General features: G+C 61.3%; 19 protein-coding genes. 3 read left to right on the top strand and 16 right to left on the bottom strand.

What is annotated here, in order from left to right; translation table 11 throughout:
- Positions 1-9 precede the first annotated feature (9 nt).
- The 12 genes from ybgF to DOM58_RS03490 all read right to left on the bottom strand — a co-directional run bounded on the left by ybgF (position 10) and on the right by DOM58_RS03490 (position 10,148).
- Positions 10-861 (bottom strand): tol-pal system protein YbgF, encoded by an 852-nt coding sequence (gene ybgF, locus DOM58_RS03545; protein ID WP_075562268.1) that lies wholly within the window; start codon positions 859-861, stop codon positions 10-12.
- Positions 862-879: 18 nt separating this feature from the next.
- Positions 880-1,392 (bottom strand): peptidoglycan-associated lipoprotein Pal, encoded by a 513-nt coding sequence (gene pal, locus DOM58_RS03540; protein WP_075562267.1) that lies wholly within the window; start codon positions 1,390-1,392, stop codon positions 880-882.
- A gap of 47 nt (positions 1,393-1,439) precedes the next feature.
- Positions 1,440-2,753 (bottom strand): Tol-Pal system beta propeller repeat protein TolB, encoded by a 1,314-nt coding sequence (tolB, locus tag DOM58_RS03535; RefSeq protein ID WP_075562415.1) that lies wholly within the window; start codon positions 2,751-2,753, stop codon positions 1,440-1,442.
- A gap of 11 nt (positions 2,754-2,764) precedes the next feature.
- Positions 2,765-3,919, bottom strand: coding sequence for a cell envelope integrity protein TolA (gene tolA, locus DOM58_RS03530; protein ID WP_110691785.1), 1,155 nt, complete (start codon positions 3,917-3,919; stop codon positions 2,765-2,767).
- A gap of 4 nt (positions 3,920-3,923) precedes the next feature.
- Positions 3,924-4,364, bottom strand: coding sequence for a protein TolR (tolR, locus tag DOM58_RS03525; RefSeq protein ID WP_075563833.1), 441 nt, complete (start codon positions 4,362-4,364; stop codon positions 3,924-3,926).
- 14 nt (positions 4,365-4,378) lie between these two features.
- A complete protein-coding gene (tolQ, locus tag DOM58_RS03520) occupies positions 4,379-5,056 on the bottom strand; it encodes a protein TolQ (protein ID WP_188113767.1) in 678 nt (225 codons plus the stop codon).
- Between the two features lie 25 nt (positions 5,057-5,081).
- A complete protein-coding gene (gene ybgC, locus DOM58_RS03515; RefSeq protein ID WP_075563831.1) occupies positions 5,082-5,492 on the bottom strand; it encodes a tol-pal system-associated acyl-CoA thioesterase in 411 nt (136 codons plus the stop codon).
- Entirely contained in the window at positions 5,485-6,582 is a 1,098-nt protein-coding gene (gene ruvB / locus DOM58_RS03510; RefSeq protein WP_110691784.1) for a Holliday junction branch migration DNA helicase RuvB, read from the bottom strand. Before ruvB ends, ybgC begins: the two co-directional genes overlap by 8 nt.
- A 7-nt stretch (positions 6,583-6,589) precedes the next feature.
- Positions 6,590-7,195, bottom strand: a complete 606-nt coding sequence (gene ruvA / locus DOM58_RS03505; protein ID WP_075563830.1) for a Holliday junction branch migration protein RuvA — start codon at positions 7,193-7,195, stop codon at positions 6,590-6,592.
- An 89-nt stretch (positions 7,196-7,284) separates the two neighbouring features.
- Complete coding sequence (gene ruvC / locus DOM58_RS03500) at positions 7,285-7,821, bottom strand: crossover junction endodeoxyribonuclease RuvC (protein WP_245392135.1); 537 nt, start codon at positions 7,819-7,821, stop codon at positions 7,285-7,287.
- Between the two features lie 192 nt (positions 7,822-8,013).
- The gene (gene aspS / locus DOM58_RS03495) at positions 8,014-9,795 is read right to left on the bottom strand and encodes an aspartate--tRNA ligase (RefSeq protein WP_110691782.1); all 1,782 of its coding nucleotides are present in this window, start codon (positions 9,793-9,795) and stop codon (positions 8,014-8,016) included.
- A gap of 59 nt (positions 9,796-9,854) precedes the next feature.
- Positions 9,855-10,148, bottom strand: coding sequence for an FmdB family zinc ribbon protein (locus DOM58_RS03490; protein WP_075563827.1), 294 nt, complete (start codon positions 10,146-10,148; stop codon positions 9,855-9,857).
- A 346-nt stretch (positions 10,149-10,494) separates the two neighbouring features.
- Between DOM58_RS03490 and DOM58_RS03485 the strand changes: the two genes are divergently transcribed.
- From DOM58_RS03485 to DOM58_RS03475, 3 genes are all read left to right on the top strand, one after another.
- Entirely contained in the window at positions 10,495-11,427 is a 933-nt protein-coding gene (locus DOM58_RS03485) for a D-2-hydroxyacid dehydrogenase (RefSeq protein ID WP_110691781.1), read from the top strand.
- 10 nt (positions 11,428-11,437) lie between these two features.
- Positions 11,438-12,382, top strand: coding sequence for a ribokinase (locus tag DOM58_RS03480; RefSeq protein ID WP_110691780.1), 945 nt, complete (start codon positions 11,438-11,440; stop codon positions 12,380-12,382).
- Between the two features lie 88 nt (positions 12,383-12,470).
- Positions 12,471-13,427: a nucleoside hydrolase gene (locus DOM58_RS03475; RefSeq protein WP_110692039.1), complete on the top strand. Its 957-nt coding sequence runs from the start codon at positions 12,471-12,473 to the stop codon at positions 13,425-13,427.
- Between the two features lie 166 nt (positions 13,428-13,593).
- Here DOM58_RS03475 and DOM58_RS03470 read toward each other — a convergent pair whose 3' ends face one another.
- From DOM58_RS03470 to cls, 4 genes are all read right to left on the bottom strand, one after another.
- Positions 13,594-13,866, bottom strand: coding sequence for an acylphosphatase (locus tag DOM58_RS03470; protein ID WP_110691779.1), 273 nt, complete (start codon positions 13,864-13,866; stop codon positions 13,594-13,596).
- The gene (locus DOM58_RS03465; RefSeq protein ID WP_110692038.1) at positions 13,805-14,797 is read right to left on the bottom strand and encodes a YihY/virulence factor BrkB family protein; all 993 of its coding nucleotides are present in this window, start codon (positions 14,795-14,797) and stop codon (positions 13,805-13,807) included. The genes DOM58_RS03470 and DOM58_RS03465 overlap by 62 nt, the downstream gene beginning before the upstream one ends.
- Positions 14,798-14,953: 156 nt before the next feature.
- Positions 14,954-15,871: a LysR substrate-binding domain-containing protein gene (locus DOM58_RS03460; RefSeq protein WP_075563823.1), complete on the bottom strand. Its 918-nt coding sequence runs from the start codon at positions 15,869-15,871 to the stop codon at positions 14,954-14,956.
- A gap of 91 nt (positions 15,872-15,962) precedes the next feature.
- Positions 15,963-17,393: a cardiolipin synthase gene (gene cls, locus DOM58_RS03455; RefSeq protein WP_110691778.1), complete on the bottom strand. Its 1,431-nt coding sequence runs from the start codon at positions 17,391-17,393 to the stop codon at positions 15,963-15,965.
- Between the last annotated feature and the right edge of the window lie 108 nt (positions 17,394-17,501).

Raw genomic sequence — 17,501 nt, 5'->3', positions numbered from 1 at the left:
CTGATCCGATCAGTTACCCATCTGATTGAGAAAGTCGCTCGCCATCTGGGCCGCGTTGCTGTCGGGATAATCGTCACGAGCCTGCTGCAGCAGCTGACGGCTGCCCTCGGTATCCCCCTGACGCGCTTTCAACAGCCCTAGCTTGTATAGCGCATCCGGAACCTTGTTGCTCTGCGGATAGTCGCTGATAACCGTGTCGAATGCCTTGACGGCCTGATCGAGCTGCGACTGCGCGGAATAGAGTTCACCTAACCAGTAGTGTGCATTGGGCACGAGACTGGATTGCGGATAGTCGCTGATGAAGCTCTGGAAAGCGGTGATGGCCGAGTCGAACTGGCGAGACTGAACCTGTTGAAACGCCGCCTGGTAAGCATCACGGCCGTCTTGACCGCCGGCTCCAGACTGGCCACCGCTGTCACCTGCGTTGGACGAGGACTGCGTCGAATTCCCGGCGTTGCTGGCGTTTGCGCCGCTATCGCTCGCGACATCGTTGGCCGCACCGTTATCGATACTGGTGTTATCCAGATCGCTACCGGAATTGCCGCCACCTCCTGCCCCCATCCCGCCGCCGGAGATGCGATCATCGAGGTCAAGATACTGCTGCTGGGTCTGCTGTTTCAGCTGATCCAACTGGTAGCGCAGCTCTTCTACTTGGCCGCGAAGCTGCTGAATCTGCTGTTGATTATCCTTCAACTGATTGAGGATCGTCAGCGTCCCCCCACCACTTTGGCGAGCTTCCGTCTGACTATAGAAGCCGTTCGACTGACCGGTGAGGTCATCAACGGCAGGTTGCTGAGCCCATACGGACAGCGGGAGCACCAGGGCTCCCGCGCCGCACAGTCTTTTCAGACCGTGTTTCATGCTTTTCTCCGTCGGTGCTTAGTACGAAAATACGACGCGACGGTTCTTGGCGTAAGCTTCTTCAGTGTGGCCCTGAACTGCCGGACGCTCTTCACCGTAGCTGACGATCTGGATCTGGGACGGAGAGACGCCCTGAACGGTCAAGTACTGCTCGACCGCCTGCGCACGACGCTCGCCGAGACCCAGGTTGTATTCACGCGTACCGCGCTCGTCGGCATAACCCTGCAGTGTCACGTTGGTGCTCGAGTTCGCCATCAAGTACTGCGCATGGCCATCGAGAACCGATTCGAATTCAGGGCGAATTTCTTCGCTGTCGAATGCGAAATAGATAGTGTCGACGTTGGGCTTCTGGTCATTGGCGCCCATCTGGGAGCCGGAAGTGCCCTGGCCGGATGTCATGCCCTGGCCGGACGTGCCGCCCGCGGTGCCATTCATGTCCCCTTCCTGGGTACCGCCACTGCTGGAACAACCAGCCATTACTGCTAGCGACAGCGCGACTGCTAATGTCTTCGCGTAGGTATTCATTTGCATTGTCATCTCCTTGCTCGGATGTCGAATGACACACTGACTGTAGTCGTTTAGTTCAAAAACGGCGACCACGCGGGTTCGCGTACGTCACCCTGCGCCGAAGGCAGTCGGAAGGACGCACGTCCATCCGAAGAAACTGCCCCCAACACACCTTGCGCCCCTTGCTGGGTAGCGAAGATTACCATGGTGCCATTCGGTGCGACACTGGGCGATTCATCCCAACGTGAATCAGTCAAGACAGTGACACGACTCGTGTCCATGTCCTGCTTCGCCACGTGATAACCGCTGCCGTCACGGGTCACCATGAAAAGAGATTTGCCATCGGGCGAGAAGCGCCCATCCGAGTTATAACTCCCGGTAAATGTGATGCGATCGGCCTGTCCACCGCTGGCCGACATGCGGTACAGCTGCGGGGCGCCACTTCGGTCGGAGGTGAAGATCAGCGACTGACCGTCAGGCGTCCAATCCGGTTCCGTCTCGATGGCGCGATTATTGGTCAGCCGCGTGAGCTGACGCGACGCCAGGTTCATGACGTAGATTTCCGGCTGGCCATCCTTGGACAACGACATCGCCAGCTTGCGGCCATCCGGTGACCATGCGGGTGCGCCATTGATGCCGCGGAATGACGTCAACCGTACGCGCTCGCCCGACGAGGTATTCTGTACATAGATGGCTGAGTTGCCGGATTCGAACGAGACATAGGCGATCTTCTTGCCATCCGGCGACCAGGCCGGTGACAGAATCGGATCATCCGACGACAGAATCTGCTGACTGTTGTAGCCATCGGCATCGGCTATATGGAGCGCATAGCGACTGTTATTCCCGGCACCGCTGGCCGAGACGTAAGCGATGCGGGTCGAGAACGCCCCCCGAATACCGGTAATCGCCTCGAAGATCTGATCGCTGATGTAGTGAGCACTGGCCCGCAGGTTACCCTCGGAGGAGGTCACGGTTTCGCCCAGCATGCGCTTGCCACCCAGGATGTCCATCAGCTCGTACTGGATACGATACTGATCACCCTGGGGCTCGATGTTGCCCACCACCAGATAGCGCGCATCGACGCGTTTCCAGTCGTCGTAGAAAACATCCTTGCTGCTGCTCGGCAACGAGACGAGTGAGCTCCGGCTCAGGGGTGAAAACTGCCCGCTATGTTCCAGATCATCACTGACGATCTGCGCCACATCCTGCGGCAACGAACCCTGGCCGCTGACCTCGAACGGCACGACCGCGATCGGTGTTGCCTGATCACTACCGCGATTGATTTCGATGGTCAGATTCTGTGCCTGGGCGGTGGTCGCCATACAGGTCAGGGCTATCAACGACACCAGCCAGCCGGCGGCCAGGGTTTTCCATCCTTGAGACATCCATCGTTTCATCACTGTACATCCCCGGGGGTGAATTTGAGATTGAAGTCGCGAAACCGCCGTTGCAACCCTGCATCCAGCTGTTGCAGTTCGCGGAACGGTGCCGCGGCTTCAACGGCCTGCGTCGCCGATCGATCGAAACTGGGATTGCCACTGCTGCGGGTGACGCTGGCTGCCAGCAATTCACCGGACGGCCCCAGTCTTACGCGAACCTGTGCTACCAAACCACCGTCCGCGTTGGCCGGCAAGTGCCAGCGATCCTCGACGGCCCGCTTGACCAGATTGATGAAGCTATTCGACGCTTGATCGGACTGCTCGGCATTGGCAATCCGCTCCTGCTCGTTGGAAATCGAATCGCTCAGCGCATCGGCAGCCGCTTTTTTCGCTGCCGCCTCCGCCTGGCGTTTCTTCTCCGCTTCTTCAGCCTTGCGCTTTTTCTCTGCCTCGGCCTTTTTCTGCTTTTCCGCTTCAGCCTTTTTCTTCTCGGCTTCCGCCGCCTTCCGCTTTTCCGCTTCGGCCTTTTTCTTTTCGGCCTCCGCCTGGCGCTGTTTCTCGGCTTCTGCTGCCTTCTGTTTTTCCGCTTCGGCCTTTTTCTTCTCGGCTTCCGCCTGGCGCTGTTTCTCGGCCGCTGCCGCTTTCTGCTTTTCCGCCTCGGCCTTCTTCTCGGCCTCTTCAGCTTTCCGCTTTTCGGCGGCGACCTGCTGCTTTTTCGCTTCGGCCTGACGCTGGGATTCGGCGGCCTTCTGCTGCTCTTCCGCCTCGGCGCGAGCGGCGGCGGCCTCTTTCGCCGCCTGCTGGCGACGCTCGGATTCCGCTTCGGCCTGCTCGGCAGCCGCCTGGCGCTCGGCTTCCTGCTGCTGCGCCTGTTCTTGAGCCTGCTGTTCGGCTGCTTGCTGTGCTTCTTCCTGCGACTGCTGTTCGGCCGCCTGCTGAGCCGCCTCTTCTGCCTGTCGCTGAGCCGCTCGCGCCCGCGCCTCCTTGGCGTACTGGGCCTGGTCCGTGGCGGTGACGTCGCTGACCAGCGTCGCCTGTACCACGGACGAGGAGCTCGGTGTCGGTTCGCTCTCCGGCAGGCGCAACATCGTCAACAACAGCGCCGCGACATGAACGACGATCGCCAGAACGACGGGCAGGCCGTAACCGACTCGGCGGTTTCGCTTCGCCATGCGGTTACCCTTTGTCGCCATGGGGCGGCTCGGAAATCAATCCGACGTTCGCCACACCTGCCATCTGCAGTGTACTCATCAGCGTTACGACCTGACCGTAGGAGGCATTCTGGTCGCCACGCACCATGACCGGGGTATCCGGCTTGCGCTCGAGGATCGCCACGACCTGATCGCCGACGGTCTCCAGTGTCACCGGCTTGTCTTCCTCGCCGAGCGAAATATAGTACTCGCCCTGGCTGTCGACCGAGACGATGATCGGCTCCTGCTCATCGGTGTCGATCGGTTCCGATGTGACCTGAGGCAGATCGACCTTCACGCCCTGGGTCAGCATCGGCGCGGTGATCATGAAGATCACCAGCAGCACCAGCATGACGTCGATGAACGGAACGACGTTGATTTCGCCCATCGGTTTGCGCCGTTGACGGCGGCTGTAGGGTCCACTCATGTTGAACCTCCGCCTCAGGACGCTTGATTGCTGCCGCGACCTTGCAGGTTACGGTGCAGGATCGAATGGAATTCCTCGGCGAAATCTTCGTACTCGCCGAGCAGGCGACTGGCGATGGCCGACAGACGGTTATAGAAAATGACCGCCGGAATCGCGGCGAACAGCCCCATCGCGGTTGCCACCAGTGCCTCGGCGATCCACGGCGCCACGGTCGAAAGTGTCGCCTGCTGGGCCATCGATAGGCTCTGGAAGGACCCCATGATGCCCCAGACGGTCCCGAACAGCCCGATATAAGGGCTCGCCGAGGCCACGGTCGCCAGCAGCGTGAGGTTGGCGTTGAGTCGATCCTCTTCGCGAGAGAGCGCTACTCGCTGCGAGCGCTGCACGCCGTCCAGCACGGCTTCGCTGCTGCGCGTCTTGGGCATCAGCCGATTGAACTCGCGGAAGCCGGCACGGAAGACGTGCTCGGAGCCCTGGGCTTCATAGTTTTCCGGCACATCCCGGTAGAGTTCGTTGAGATCGACACCCGACCAGAAGCGCTCGTCGAACGCTTTCTGCGTTTTCCTGGCACGGGCCAGCGCGAAACTGCGTTGAAAGATGACAACCCAGGAGGCGATGGATGCGGCCAACAGCAGGAGCAAGACCAGCTGGACCACCAGACTGGCGTTCATGATCAGATGGGGGATGGACATGGAGTCGTTCACGAAAATCCTCGAATCACTGGCTTGGAATGTCTGACGTCAGCACCGCGCGGAGTTCGCTGGGCCAACGCATCGGTTTCAGGCGTTGCGCATCGACACAGGCAATATCGACCGTCGCTTCGCATAATGTATCCCCGTCGTACCGTACGGCCTGCTCAAATTGTAACGAGCAGGCCGACAGTCGACTGACCTTGGCCGTCACTTCCAGCCGGTCGTCGAGTCGCGCCGGGCGTGCATAGCGGCAACTCAGCGAATGGACCACCAGCTGCACGCCCTTCTCTATCAACCCACGCTGACCGAAGCCGCGCGCATTCAACCATTCGCTGCGCGCGCGCTCCATGAATTTCAGATAGTTAACGTAGTACACAATGCCACCGGCGTCGGTATCTTCGATATAGACCTTCACCGGGAACATGAATTCACTCATTGCCGACCTGACCCCCGTCCATCGACGAATTCCGCCCGGCGCCTGCAGGCGTCAGGTCATCGCGGGGGGACTTGTCATCCGGCGCCTTGTCGTCCGGCGCGATGCCGAAATGCGTATAGGCGGAGCGCGTGACGACCCGGCCTCGGGTGGTACGCATCATGAAGCCCTGCTGGATCAGGTAGGGTTCGATGACGTCCTCGATGGTGTCGCGTTCTTCGCTGATAGCCGCGGCCAGGCTGTCGACACCGACAGGGCCGCCATCGAACTTCTCGATCATCGCCAGCAGCAGTCGCCGATCCATGTGATCCAGCCCGTGGCTATCGACGTTGAGCATGTTGAGCGCCTGATCGGCTACCACCGCGTTGACCCGCCCGTCGCCCTTGACCTCGGCGAAGTCACGCACGCGTCGCAACAGCCGGTTGGCGATACGCGGGGTGCCGCGGGCGCGTCGGGCAATTTCCCGGGCGCCTTCGACGTCGGCCGGTACGCCCAGCAGCCGGGCGGAGCGCGATACGATCTCGGTCAATTCGTCGACGGCGTAAAATTCGAGTCGCTGCACAATGCCGAACCGGTCGCGCAATGGCGAGGTCAGAAGCCCCGCCCGAGTCGTGGCGCCGACCAGCGTGAACCGCGGCAGATCCAGCTTGATCGATCGGGCCGCCGGGCCGTCGCCGATCATGATATCCAGCTGAAAATCCTCCATCGCCGGGTACAGCACTTCTTCCACTGCGGCGGGAAGCCGATGGATCTCGTCGATGAACAGCACGTCGCCCGGCTGCAGGTTGGTCAGCATCGCGGCCAGGTCCCCGGCGCGCTCCAGCACCGGGCCTGAAGTCGACTTGATGTCCACGTTCATTTCGGTGGCGATAATGTTGGCGAGGGTCGTCTTGCCCAGCCCCGGCGGGCCGAACACGAGGGTATGATCGAGCGTGTCCTCACGCTGACGCGCCGCGGCAATGAAGATGTTCAGCTGCTCGCGCACGCGCGGCTGGCCGATATAGTCAGCGAGCCGGCGTGGTCGAATGGCATGGTCGACCTGCTGCTCGCCCTGCTGCGGCGGTGCCGCAATCAGACGGTCGGGTTCAATCATGAGCGGGTTATCCAGCCAGCTGGCGTGACAGCGCCGCTTTGATCAGCGCTTCGGTAGGGAGCGTCTTGTCCAGCGCGGAAAGCATGCGCGATGCTTCTGTTGGCTTGTAACCCAGCGTGACCAGCGCGGCCTCGGCATCGGCCAGCGGGTCGGCCGGCGTCATCGTGGCGGCATTCTCGCTGCCCAGCAACGACGCCTGCCCTTCCTGCCAATGCGGGAAGCGATCACGCATCTCGACGATCAGGCGATCAGCGGTCTTCTTGCCGACGCCGGGCAGCTTGGTCAACGCCTTGCTGTCGCCTTCCATCACGCAGTGGATGAACGCATCGGTATCCATTCCCGACAGAATGGCCAGTGCCAGTTTGGGACCGACACCGTTGACCTTGATCAGGGCGCGAAACAGCTGGCGTTCCTCGTCGTGGGAAAAACCGTAAAGCAGATGGGCGTCCTCACGCACGCTGAGATGCGTATAGAGGCGCACAGCTTCCCCGGCGCCGGGCAGCGAAACCAAAGTGGTCATCGAGGTCTCGAGCTCGTAGCCGACGCCCTGAACATCGATGACGATCCAGGGGGGATGTTTCTCCAACAGCGTGCCGTGCAAACGTCCAATCATGCCATTCGTGTCCTTACTCCGACGGCGTCCACTATACGCATAGCCGATTCAACTGACTAGCTACCCGAGGCGCTGTTATGACGCCTCTGTCAATCCGGCTTAAAGTCTCGCCAGCGCCCGCCCCGAGAGGGTTTTCCGCGGCGCTGCGGAGACACCGCCAACAAGCCCTGGCGGGCGTATCCATGGGTCAGCGCGATCGCCAGCGCATCGGCAGCATCGGCCGGTGGCGGCGCATCCAGGGAGAGTATCGCCGTCACCATATGCTGGATCTGCGACTTGTCGGCACCGCCGTTGCCGGTGATGGCCTGCTTGACCTGGCGCGCGGCATACTCGTGGACCGGTAGACCATGATTTGCCGCGCAGACGATCGCGCTGCCACGAGCCTGACCGAGCTTGAGGGCGGAGTCCGCATTCTTGGCCATGAACACGCGCTCGATGGCGAATTCTGCCGGCCGATACAGGCCGATCAATTCGCTCACGCCGGCATAGACCCGTGCCAGCTTCTGGGCCAGATTTTCGCCGTCGATACGAATGCAGCCACTGGCGATATAACGTGGCTTGGCGGAGACATCGATCACGCCGTAACCGGTTATCCGCGACCCGGGGTCGATACCCAAGAGAATCAAACGTCGGATTCCTGTATCCACTGGCATAGATTCATCGAAATATGACCTCCCGACTGGCAGCGATGAATGTAATGAAGTTGCCCACGTCGAGCAGCACCGACACGGGGTCCCAGACTACCGCCGAGCCTGGACGACTGCAGCCAAAACAACGCCGGCGCCCCTGAGGGCGCCGGCGTGTGAAGTCGAAAGCCGTTATTCGCCGCTGCTTTCGGGCTTCGCTTTCTGGCGCAGACGGATATGCAGATCGCGTAACTGCTGGCTGCTGACCTCGCCGGGCGCGTCGGTCATCAGGTCGGCGGCGCTCTGCGTCTTGGGGAAGGCGATGACGTCGCGGATGGTCCGTGATCCCGTCATCAGCATCACCAGCCGGTCGAGGCCGAAGGCCAGACCGCCGTGCGGCGGCGCACCGTACTGCAGCGCGTCGAGCAGGAAGCCGAACTTCTCCTCGGCTTCTTCCTTGCCGATACCCAGCACTTCGAACACCGCGCGCTGCATGGCCTGATCGTGAATACGGATCGAACCGCCACCCAGTTCGGTGCCGTTCAGCACCATGTCATAGGCGCGAGACAGCGCCGTGGCGGGCGACGCCTTGAGCTCGTCCGACGAACAGGACGGCGCGGTAAACGGATGATGCAGTGCCGACAGGCGGCCGCTATCGTCGGCTTCGAACATCGGGAAATCGACGACCCACAGCGGCGCCCACTTGGCCGTGTAAAGATCGAGGTCCCCGCCCAGCTTGACGCGCAGCGCGCCGATCGCTTCGTTGACGATTTTCGCTCTGTCGGCCCCGAAGAAGATGATATCGCCGTCTTCAGCGCCGACGCGATCCAGCAATTGCTCGACGATGCCTTCCATGAACTTGACGATCGGCGACTGCAGCCCCTCGAGCCCCTTGGCGCGCTCGTTGACCTTGATCCAGGCCAGCCCCTTGGCACCGTAGATACCCACGAACTTGGTATATTCGTCGATCTCCTTGCGCGACAGCTTGGCCCCACCGCTCACCTTCAGCGCGGCCACGCGACCGTCATCGGCCTTGGCCGGACCGGAGAAGACCTTGAAGTCCACCGACTGCATCAGATCGTCGACATCCACCAGTTCCAGCGGGATGCGCAGATCCGGCTTGTCGGAACCGTAGCGTTGCATCGCTTCGCTATAGGGCATGCGCGGGAACGCCGGCAGGTCGACATCCAGCACTTCCTGGAACAGCTGGCGTACCATCTGCTCGGTAGTGCCCATGATCTCCTGCTCGTCGATGAACGACGCTTCGATATCGATCTGGGTGAATTCCGGCTGGCGATCCGCGCGCAGATCCTCGTCACGAAAGCACTTGGCGATCTGATAGTAGCGATCGAAGCCGGAGACCATCAGCAACTGCTTGAACAGCTGCGGCGACTGTGGCAGCGCGAAGAAGTGGCCATCGTGGGTTCGGCTCGGCACCAGATAGTCCCGCGCCCCTTCCGGCGTCGCTCGAGTCAGGATCGGAGTCTCGATATCGAGGAAACCATGATCCTCGAGATAGGCACGCACGCTGTGAGTGATCCGCGAGCGCAGACGCAGGCGCTCGATCATCTCCGGACGGCGCAGGTCGATATAGCGATACTTGAGCCGCACCTCTTCGCCCACCTTGCCGTGCTCGTCGAGCTGGAACGGCGGTGTCGCGGCGGTGTTGAGGACTTCGACCTGCTTGGCCAGCACCTCGATCATGCCAGTCGGCATGTTGGGATTCTGAGTGCCTTCCGGACGCAGGCGAATGCGACCGACGATGCGAAGCACGTACTCGTTGCGCGCTCGATCGGCATTGGCGAAGGCCTCGGCCGTGTCGGGATCCACAACCACCTGAGCGATACCGTCACGATCGCGCATGTCGAGGAAAATGACACCGCCATGGTCGCGGCGGCGATGCACCCAACCGCAAAGCGTGACTTCGTGATCGATCAATGACTCGTTCAATCGGCCGCAATAATGACTGCGCATGCTGGATCCTAGAATTGTGAAGCTTAAAAATGTGAAGCCTAAAAACGTGGAGACAAGACTCAGGCAGACGCTTTGCTCTCACCGCTCGATTTGCTTTCGCCTGTCGACTTGCTGCCACTTTCGCTCGACGAAGCCGGCTTGGCGGCGTCACCGACGAGATTCTTCTTGCTGCCCGATTTGAAATCGGTTTCATACCAGCCGCCGCCGGCCAGCCTGAAACCGGCCGCCGACACCAGGCGAGAGAGTTCCGGGCGCTCGCAGGTCGGGCAATCCTTCAACGGCGGCGCGCTGATCTTCTGAAGCTTCTCCAGACGATGGCCGCAAGCCTTGCACTCATATTCGTAAATGGGCATGGATTGATCACTCTCTGGCTACGGGAAGCCTAGGCCCCGCTATGGGCGACTTCCTTGCGTTATCCGGGCGCCACCCGGTTGTCGGCCTGGCGCCAGCTGTTTGTCTAGTCCCGCTTATCTGTTTCCCGCCGGCGCGGCGGCGAGAATGTTCTCGACGCCCAGCCCGAGCGGTGACGTACCGACCCTTTCCAAGCCGGGCAGGAAAGCCGCATAGTATAGCGCGCAGCAGCCGGTCGCGGGCAATATTACCGGCTGATAACGCCGATGTCGTCGTTCGCACGCAGCAATCGTGATACGACAGCGCCCGAGACCGCAGAGAGACCCGCAAGAGATAAGGAAAAGAAGCATGAAAGCCGTACTTCTGGACGCCGCTTCACTGGGGGACGATATCGATCTCGGCCCCATCCGCACCCTCGTCGACGATCTCGACATTCATCGTCTTACCGCTCCGGATCAGACTCGGGAACGACTCGAGGGCGCGACGGTAGCCCTCACCAATAAGGTCGTTCTCGATGCCGAACTGATCGAGTCCCTTCCCGCGCTGAAACTGATCTGCGTGCTGGCCACCGGCACCAACAATATCGACATGGCCGCCGCCGAGCGCCGCGGCATCGTGGTGCGTAATGTGGCGGCCTACGGCACGGCCAGCGTCGCCCAGCACACGCTGATGTTGATTCTGGCCCTGGCGGCGAGACTGCCGCGCTATCAGAACGAGGTGCAATCCGGAGCCTGGCAGCGTAGCGATATCTTCTGTCTGCTCGATCATCGCACGCTGCAGTTGGCCGGCAAGCATCTGGTGATCGTCGGCAGCGGCGTTCTGGGTACCGCCGTTGCCAAGCTGGGAGAAGCCTTCGGCATGCGCGTGACGTTCTCCGCTCGCCCAGGCAGTGAAGCTGATGATTCGCGACCGGCATTGGCGACGCTGCTCGGCGAGGCCGATATCCTGAGCCTGCACTGCCCGCTGACGGAGGCGACTCGCGGTCTCATCGATGGCGAGGCGCTAGCGATGATGAAACCCGATGCGCTGCTGATCAACTGCGCCCGGGGCGGCATCATCGACGAGGACGCTGCGCTTGCCGCACTGCGCGAGCGTCGTTTGGGCGGGCTGGCTGTCGACAGCCTGCCCAGCGAACCGCCCCGTGATGGACACCCGCTGCTTGACGCCCTGACCGAGCCGCTCAATCTGATCGTGACGCCGCACAATGCCTGGATCACGCCGGAAGCGCGTCAGCGAGTCGTCGAATTGACGGCGGACAATCTGCGCGGCTGGTTGGGCTAGGAGAGACGAGATGCCACGAGACACACCGAAGATTTACAACTACGGCTCCATCAACATCGATTACGTCTACCGGGTTCCCCACCTGGTGCGTCCCGGCGAGACCTTGGCCAGTACCAGCCTGAGCCAGGTGCTCGGCGGCAAGGGTGCCAATCAATCGTTGGCGCTGGCGCGTGCCGGCGGAAACGTCGCCCACTGGGGGCGTCTGGGCGAGAGCGACCGCTGGGCCCTGGGGGCGCTTGGCGACGCCGGCGTCGATATTCAGGACGTCGAACTGACGGCCGGCGCCAGCGGTCACGCGTTGATCCAGGTCGACGATGCCGGCGAGAACGCGATCATTCTCCACCCCGGGGCCAACCACGGTTTCGACGAGGCCCGGCTGAAGACGCTGGTCGGCTCGGCACACACGGGCAGCTGGGTCTTGATGCAGAACGAGTGCAACGCCGCGGAGTCGATGCTGCGTCTGGCGGCAGACAGCGATTTATCGATCGCCTTCAATCCGGCGCCGCTGTCCGCTGACGTACCCGATCTGCCGCTGGAGCTATGCCGGATTCTGTTCCTCAATCGTGGCGAGGCCGCGGCACTGGTCGAGCAACCGGAAACGGCCAACGTCGATGCGCTACTCGATGCCCTCGCGGCGCGCCTCCCTGCCGTCGAGATCGTACTCACACTTGGCGGCGATGGCGTCTGTCATCAGTATCGGGGCACACGTCTCACCATGGCGGCGCACGCGGTCGAGGCCGTCGACACCACGGCCGCCGGCGATACCTTTATCGGTTACTTCATGGCCGCGCGACAGCGTGGCGACGAGATCGAGCAGGCCCTGCGTCTGGCGACGACGGCGTCGGCACTGTGCGTGCAGCAGGCCGGCGCCGAGCCGAGTATTCCCACCGCCGAGACCGTCGAATCCGCGCTTAAGGAATGGCCCACGCTTGCGCTCGAACGCCTCGCGCCCTGATCGGCTGACACGTCGATCGCCGTATCGCTTCCGAGTGACCGGTCTTGCGTCCGGTCATGCCAACTGAATTGCCATGCAGGAATTCATCATGCCAACTCCGATTATTTTCGATACCGATCCGGGTGTCGACGACGCCCAGGCGATCGCCATCGCCCTCGCCCATCCCGACATCGAACTGCTGGGTCTGACAACGACTTTCGGCAACGTCACGATCGAAGTCGCGACCCATAATGCGTTGCTGCTGGCCGAGCTGGCCGGGCAATCGATTCCGGTTGCCCAGGGCGCCGCCGGGCCGCTGGTGAAGACCAAGAACCCGCCGCCGGGCCATATTCATGGCGACAACGGCCTGGGCGATATTTCACTGCCGCCTATCGGGACTCAGGCCCTGAAGCAGAGTGCGGCGCAGTTCATCGTCGATCAGGTCAACGCCCGCCCCGGCGAGGTGGTGCTGGTCGCCGTCGGCCCGCTGGGCAATCTCGCCGCCGCGCTGCAGCTCGATCCCGGTTTGGTCGACAAGGTCAAACGAGTCGTGGTGATGGGCGGGTCGATCCGGGAAGGCGGCAATGTGACGCCGGTGGCCGAAGCCAACATCTTCAACGACCCGCACGCGGCTGCCAAGGTGCTGGAAGCGAGCTGGCCATTGACGCTGGTCGGGCTGGATGCGACTCACCGCTGCGTGCTGGATCCGCGGAGCATGGCGCGGATCGTCGAGGCTCAAGGCGCGCTGGGGAAGGTGCTGGGTGAAAGCTACGCGTTCTACCGAAACTTCTACCAGCAGGCGCTGGGTATCGATGGCTGCTGCCCGCACGATAGCTGCGCGCTAGTCTGGCTGCTGCGTCCCGATCTGTTCAGCGTCGAACGGGGATACTTGAGCGTGGTGACCGACGGCCTGGCCGAAGGACAGACATTAATGGCGCCGGAGTCACGCGAATTCGTCGATCCACGCTGGTCCCACGGCACGCCGGCGGATGTCTGCATGAATGCCAACGGCCCGGGCGTGATCGATTGGATCGTCGAGACACTGACAGCTCACCCTTCGCCCTGAGCGTTCCCGGATCGTGGTAAATCATCTCAGGACCCCATCGCCCGATCGCCTACAACGGTCGGGCGATAGCGTTGGTTCCTCGGGCCGTGGACGTGTGAGTCGTAAGCTCAATGAACCGTGTATTCACCTCGAGGATTCACCCCAGGTGACTCAGCGAAGCGTGAGTCTAGTAAGTCGTGAAACTTGCCGGTGCAACGAGCGTCGCTTCCTCGACACTGACGTCGCTGACGTCCGCCGCCGGGGAGCCTTCCCACAGCCGGTCGATCAGTTCGGCAACGGCGGTCGCTTCGCCGCAGGCGACGACCTCGACACGTCCGTCCTCTAGGTTGAGCGCATGGCCGGTGATACCCCAGCGCTCGGCGTGCCGCCGTACGTGCTCACGATAGCTGACGCCCTGAACTCTTCCGCTCACCCACGCCTTGATCGTTCGATGGGTCATCCGGTGTCTCCTTTCGAATCACTTCATGGCGAATCAGTACCGCCGTGTTACGCGGAACGATACGCTGCCCCTTGGCGACCGTGTGGGTGCGCGTGAACGCCGCCCCGAACAGTAGAATCAGCGATGAGTAATAGACCCATAGCAGCACCAATACCACAGAGCCGGCGGCACCATAGGTCGATGCCGTCGCGGTATGGGCCAGATAGGCGGCAATCGCATTCCTGCCGATGATGAACAGTACTGCCGTTACCAGAGCGCCGAGTAGCACATCGCGGTAAGACAGCACCACGTCCGGCAGCACCTTGAAGATCGCCGCGAAAAAGAGTGTCACCACGACGATGGACAACAGGAACTCCGCTCCATCGAGCAGGAAGGCGCTCCCCGGCACCCAGTCTCCCGCGTAGCTGAACGTCGTTCTTAGTATGACGCCCAGCACCAGCGAGACCAGCAGAACGAAGCCGATGGCCAGTACGACTGCCATCGACAGCAGGCGCTTCTTGGCGAACAGCACGATGCTGTTGCGATCGGGATTGGGCGCTACGCCCCAGATGGTATTGAGCGAAAACTGCATCTGCCCGAAGACCGTAGTGGCCCCGATCACCAATGTGACGACACCGGCCAGTGTGGGCAGAATGCCGGAAGCCTGAATACTGGACTGCGCCACGGCATCCTCGATTGCGGTGGCCGCCGCTGGCCCCAGGGTGTCCTGCAGGCGGGTCGCGATTTCGCCACGAGCGGCGTCCTCGCCCAGCCACAGCCCGACGACCGTGACGGCGATAATGATCGTGGGTGCCAAGGAAAACAGCGTGTAGAAGGCCAGCGATCCGGCATAGCTGAAGGCGTTGCGATCGAGCCACAGCTTGATCGAGTCGCGCACGATGGCAGTCCAGTACTTCAGGAAAGGGACGACATTGGAAAAAGAGGCTCTCACGTAGCGTTCCTTATAGTTGGATTCCTCGTTGCTGGCTGCCACCGTCCGTGGCAGAAGCACACCTAGGGAAATCGATCGGCAATGACGCTTTCTCGAGTTATCAGCAGTCTAGACGACAATCCGCCGATATCCTGCCTGAGGCGCTGCTGATATCGCTCATGCACGCAAGAAATCGCTGGGGAGCTTCATCATGCGTCGCCAGAGTTTCTCGACCCCGGGCTTGTGCACCAGCGAGCAGCGATAGAGGCGAATTTCCAGCGGGATGTCCCAGTTTTCGGCAGCCGCGCGAACCAGCCTGCCGTTGGCCAGTTCGTCACGAATACAGAAATCCGGAATCCAGGCCAGACCAAATCCCTGCAGCGCCATCCCTTTCAGCCCTTCGGCCATGGCCGTTTCGTAGACGGTCTTCAGGCGCATGCGTCCCGGCTCGTTCTTGAGCAGCATCCGTACGCTGCGACCGAGAAAGGCGCCTTGTGTGTAGGAAAGAAAAGGAATCGCCCCCTCATCATCGAACGAAAATTTCGGCGCGCCGTCGGCGTCCGGCACGCTGACCGCAACCATCTTGACCTGGCCGATCGAAAACGATGGAAATATCTCGGCGTCTAGCTGCATGGTGGCGTAAGGATCGTGATACGCCAGCATCAGATCGCAATTGCCTTCGCGCAGCACATGAATGGCATCGCCGACGTTCATCGCCACCAGGCGCGTCGGCAGCTCGCCGACGCCCTTTTGCAGGCGTGATATCCAGGGCGGATAGAATGCCAGCGCCAGCGAGTGTGCGGCAACGATATCCAGGGCCTCGTTGTCCATCGCCAGACCGCGGAGATGGGCCAGGCTATCGCTGAGCTGCTCGACCATGTTTCTCGCGGTCACCAGGAAGAGCTGTCCTTCCGGCGTCAGACTCACAGGGGTTGTCGAACGATCTACCAGCGTCGCCCCGACCGCCTGTTCCAACGAGCGGATGCGCCGACTGAAGGCAGGCTGCGTCACATGTCTCTGGCGCGCGGAGGCCGAAAAACTGCGCGTGTTGGACAAGGCGACGAAGTCCTCGAGCCATTTGGTTTCCAGATTCAATGAAGCCCCCTGACATCTCTAGTCTCGGCGCGATCTGCGCACGACCTGCGGTGCGATATCTTGTGCCATGAGTGCAAAATACGTTGTCTCGTCATTGGATGGGCGACAGCAGATAGGTGGCCCGCGATACTACTTTGCGCCACAACGGTCGGTCGGAAAGTTCGCGCTGGCTGACTTGCCGGCTATTGGCGAAATCCTGCTCGAGCATATCGATGACCGTGGCAGCGAATGCCTTGTCGGGAATATAGGCTGTCACTTCGAAATTGAGCCTGAAAGACCGATTATCGAGATTGACGGTTCCTACCATCGCCGTGTGGTCATCCACCAGCAGGACCTTTTGGTGTAAAAAACCGGGTTGATAACGGTATATTTTTACCCCTGCCCGAATCATTTCCGGCAGGAACGCAAACGCCGAAAGGAAGACCAGCAGATGATCCGGACGCTCGGGAATCAGCACCCGAACATCCACCCCGCGCAAGGCAGCCAGAACCAGCGCATCCTGCACACCGTGATCGGGCACGAAGTACGGACTGGTAACCCAGAGTCGGTGTCGGGCACCGTGCATGGCATGCTGAACCAGCAAACTGGCGGTTTCCCGACCGTCGGCAGGCCCGGAGGGCACGATTGCCACATGCTGTGACGCCCCGGGCGCCGGCTGAGGCTTCCAGCCTAGTGCCAGAATATCCCCCGTCGCCCAGTACCAGTCTTCCCAGAAAGCCTCCTGTAGTGCCAACACGCTCGGGCCCTGGAGCTTGAGATGGGTATCACGCCATTGACCGTACCGCTCGACCCGGCCGAGATATTCGTCAGCGACATTGAGACCGCCGGTCCAGCCTTCCCGGCCGTCGACCACCACGATCTTGCGATGGTTGCGGAAATTGATCTGGAAGCGATGTCGCCAGCCACGCGAAGAGTTGAAAGCCGATACTCGAGCTCCCGCCTCTTCGAGGTCGCGCAGATATCCGCCGGGGAGCCCACGACTGCCGATCTCGTCGTACAGAAAGTAGACATTGACGCCATGTTCGGCCTGATGGATGAGCTTGCGCTTGAAAGCCATGCCGATCTCGTCAGCGCGGACGATAAAGAATTGAACCAGGATGTACTCTTCGGCTCGATCGATGCCTTCGAACAGACTATCGAACGTGGCTTCGCCATCGATGAGCAGATCCGCCCGATTGCCGCGAGTCATCGGCATTTTCGCCAATGCCTCGACAGCGCGAATGCGTCCGCTGACGGCCTCGGGCCGGGACACGTAGGATTCCATATGCGGACGATACCGCTGCAGTACCTGGCGGAGCACGGTATCGCGTTCACCCCGCGCAGAGACGTAGCCATAGAATCGAGGCCTACCGAACGTCCAGAAGATCGGGACCGCAATGTAGGGAAAGCTGACCAGGGTAACGATCCAGGCGACCGCCCCTTGAGAGGTGCGACTCGACATCAGCGCTACCACCGCGGTGATGATGCCTGCGACATGGGATACGAACAGAAACATACCGATCAGCCAGCTCATGTCTGCCATCTTCCCCCGCCCTTTCTCTCACTCTGCCCCATTGCCGCGCTCCCGCTTAAATCACCAAGCTAACCAATATCATACCGAAAAAAGGAGAGCCCCACCGGGACTCTCCTT

This window comes from Salinicola halophyticus (assembly GCF_003206695.1).
In the GTDB taxonomy this organism is placed as follows: Bacteria; Pseudomonadota; Gammaproteobacteria; order Pseudomonadales; family Halomonadaceae; genus Salinicola; species Salinicola halophyticus.
This window is presented reverse-complemented; position numbering and strand designations above follow the sequence as displayed.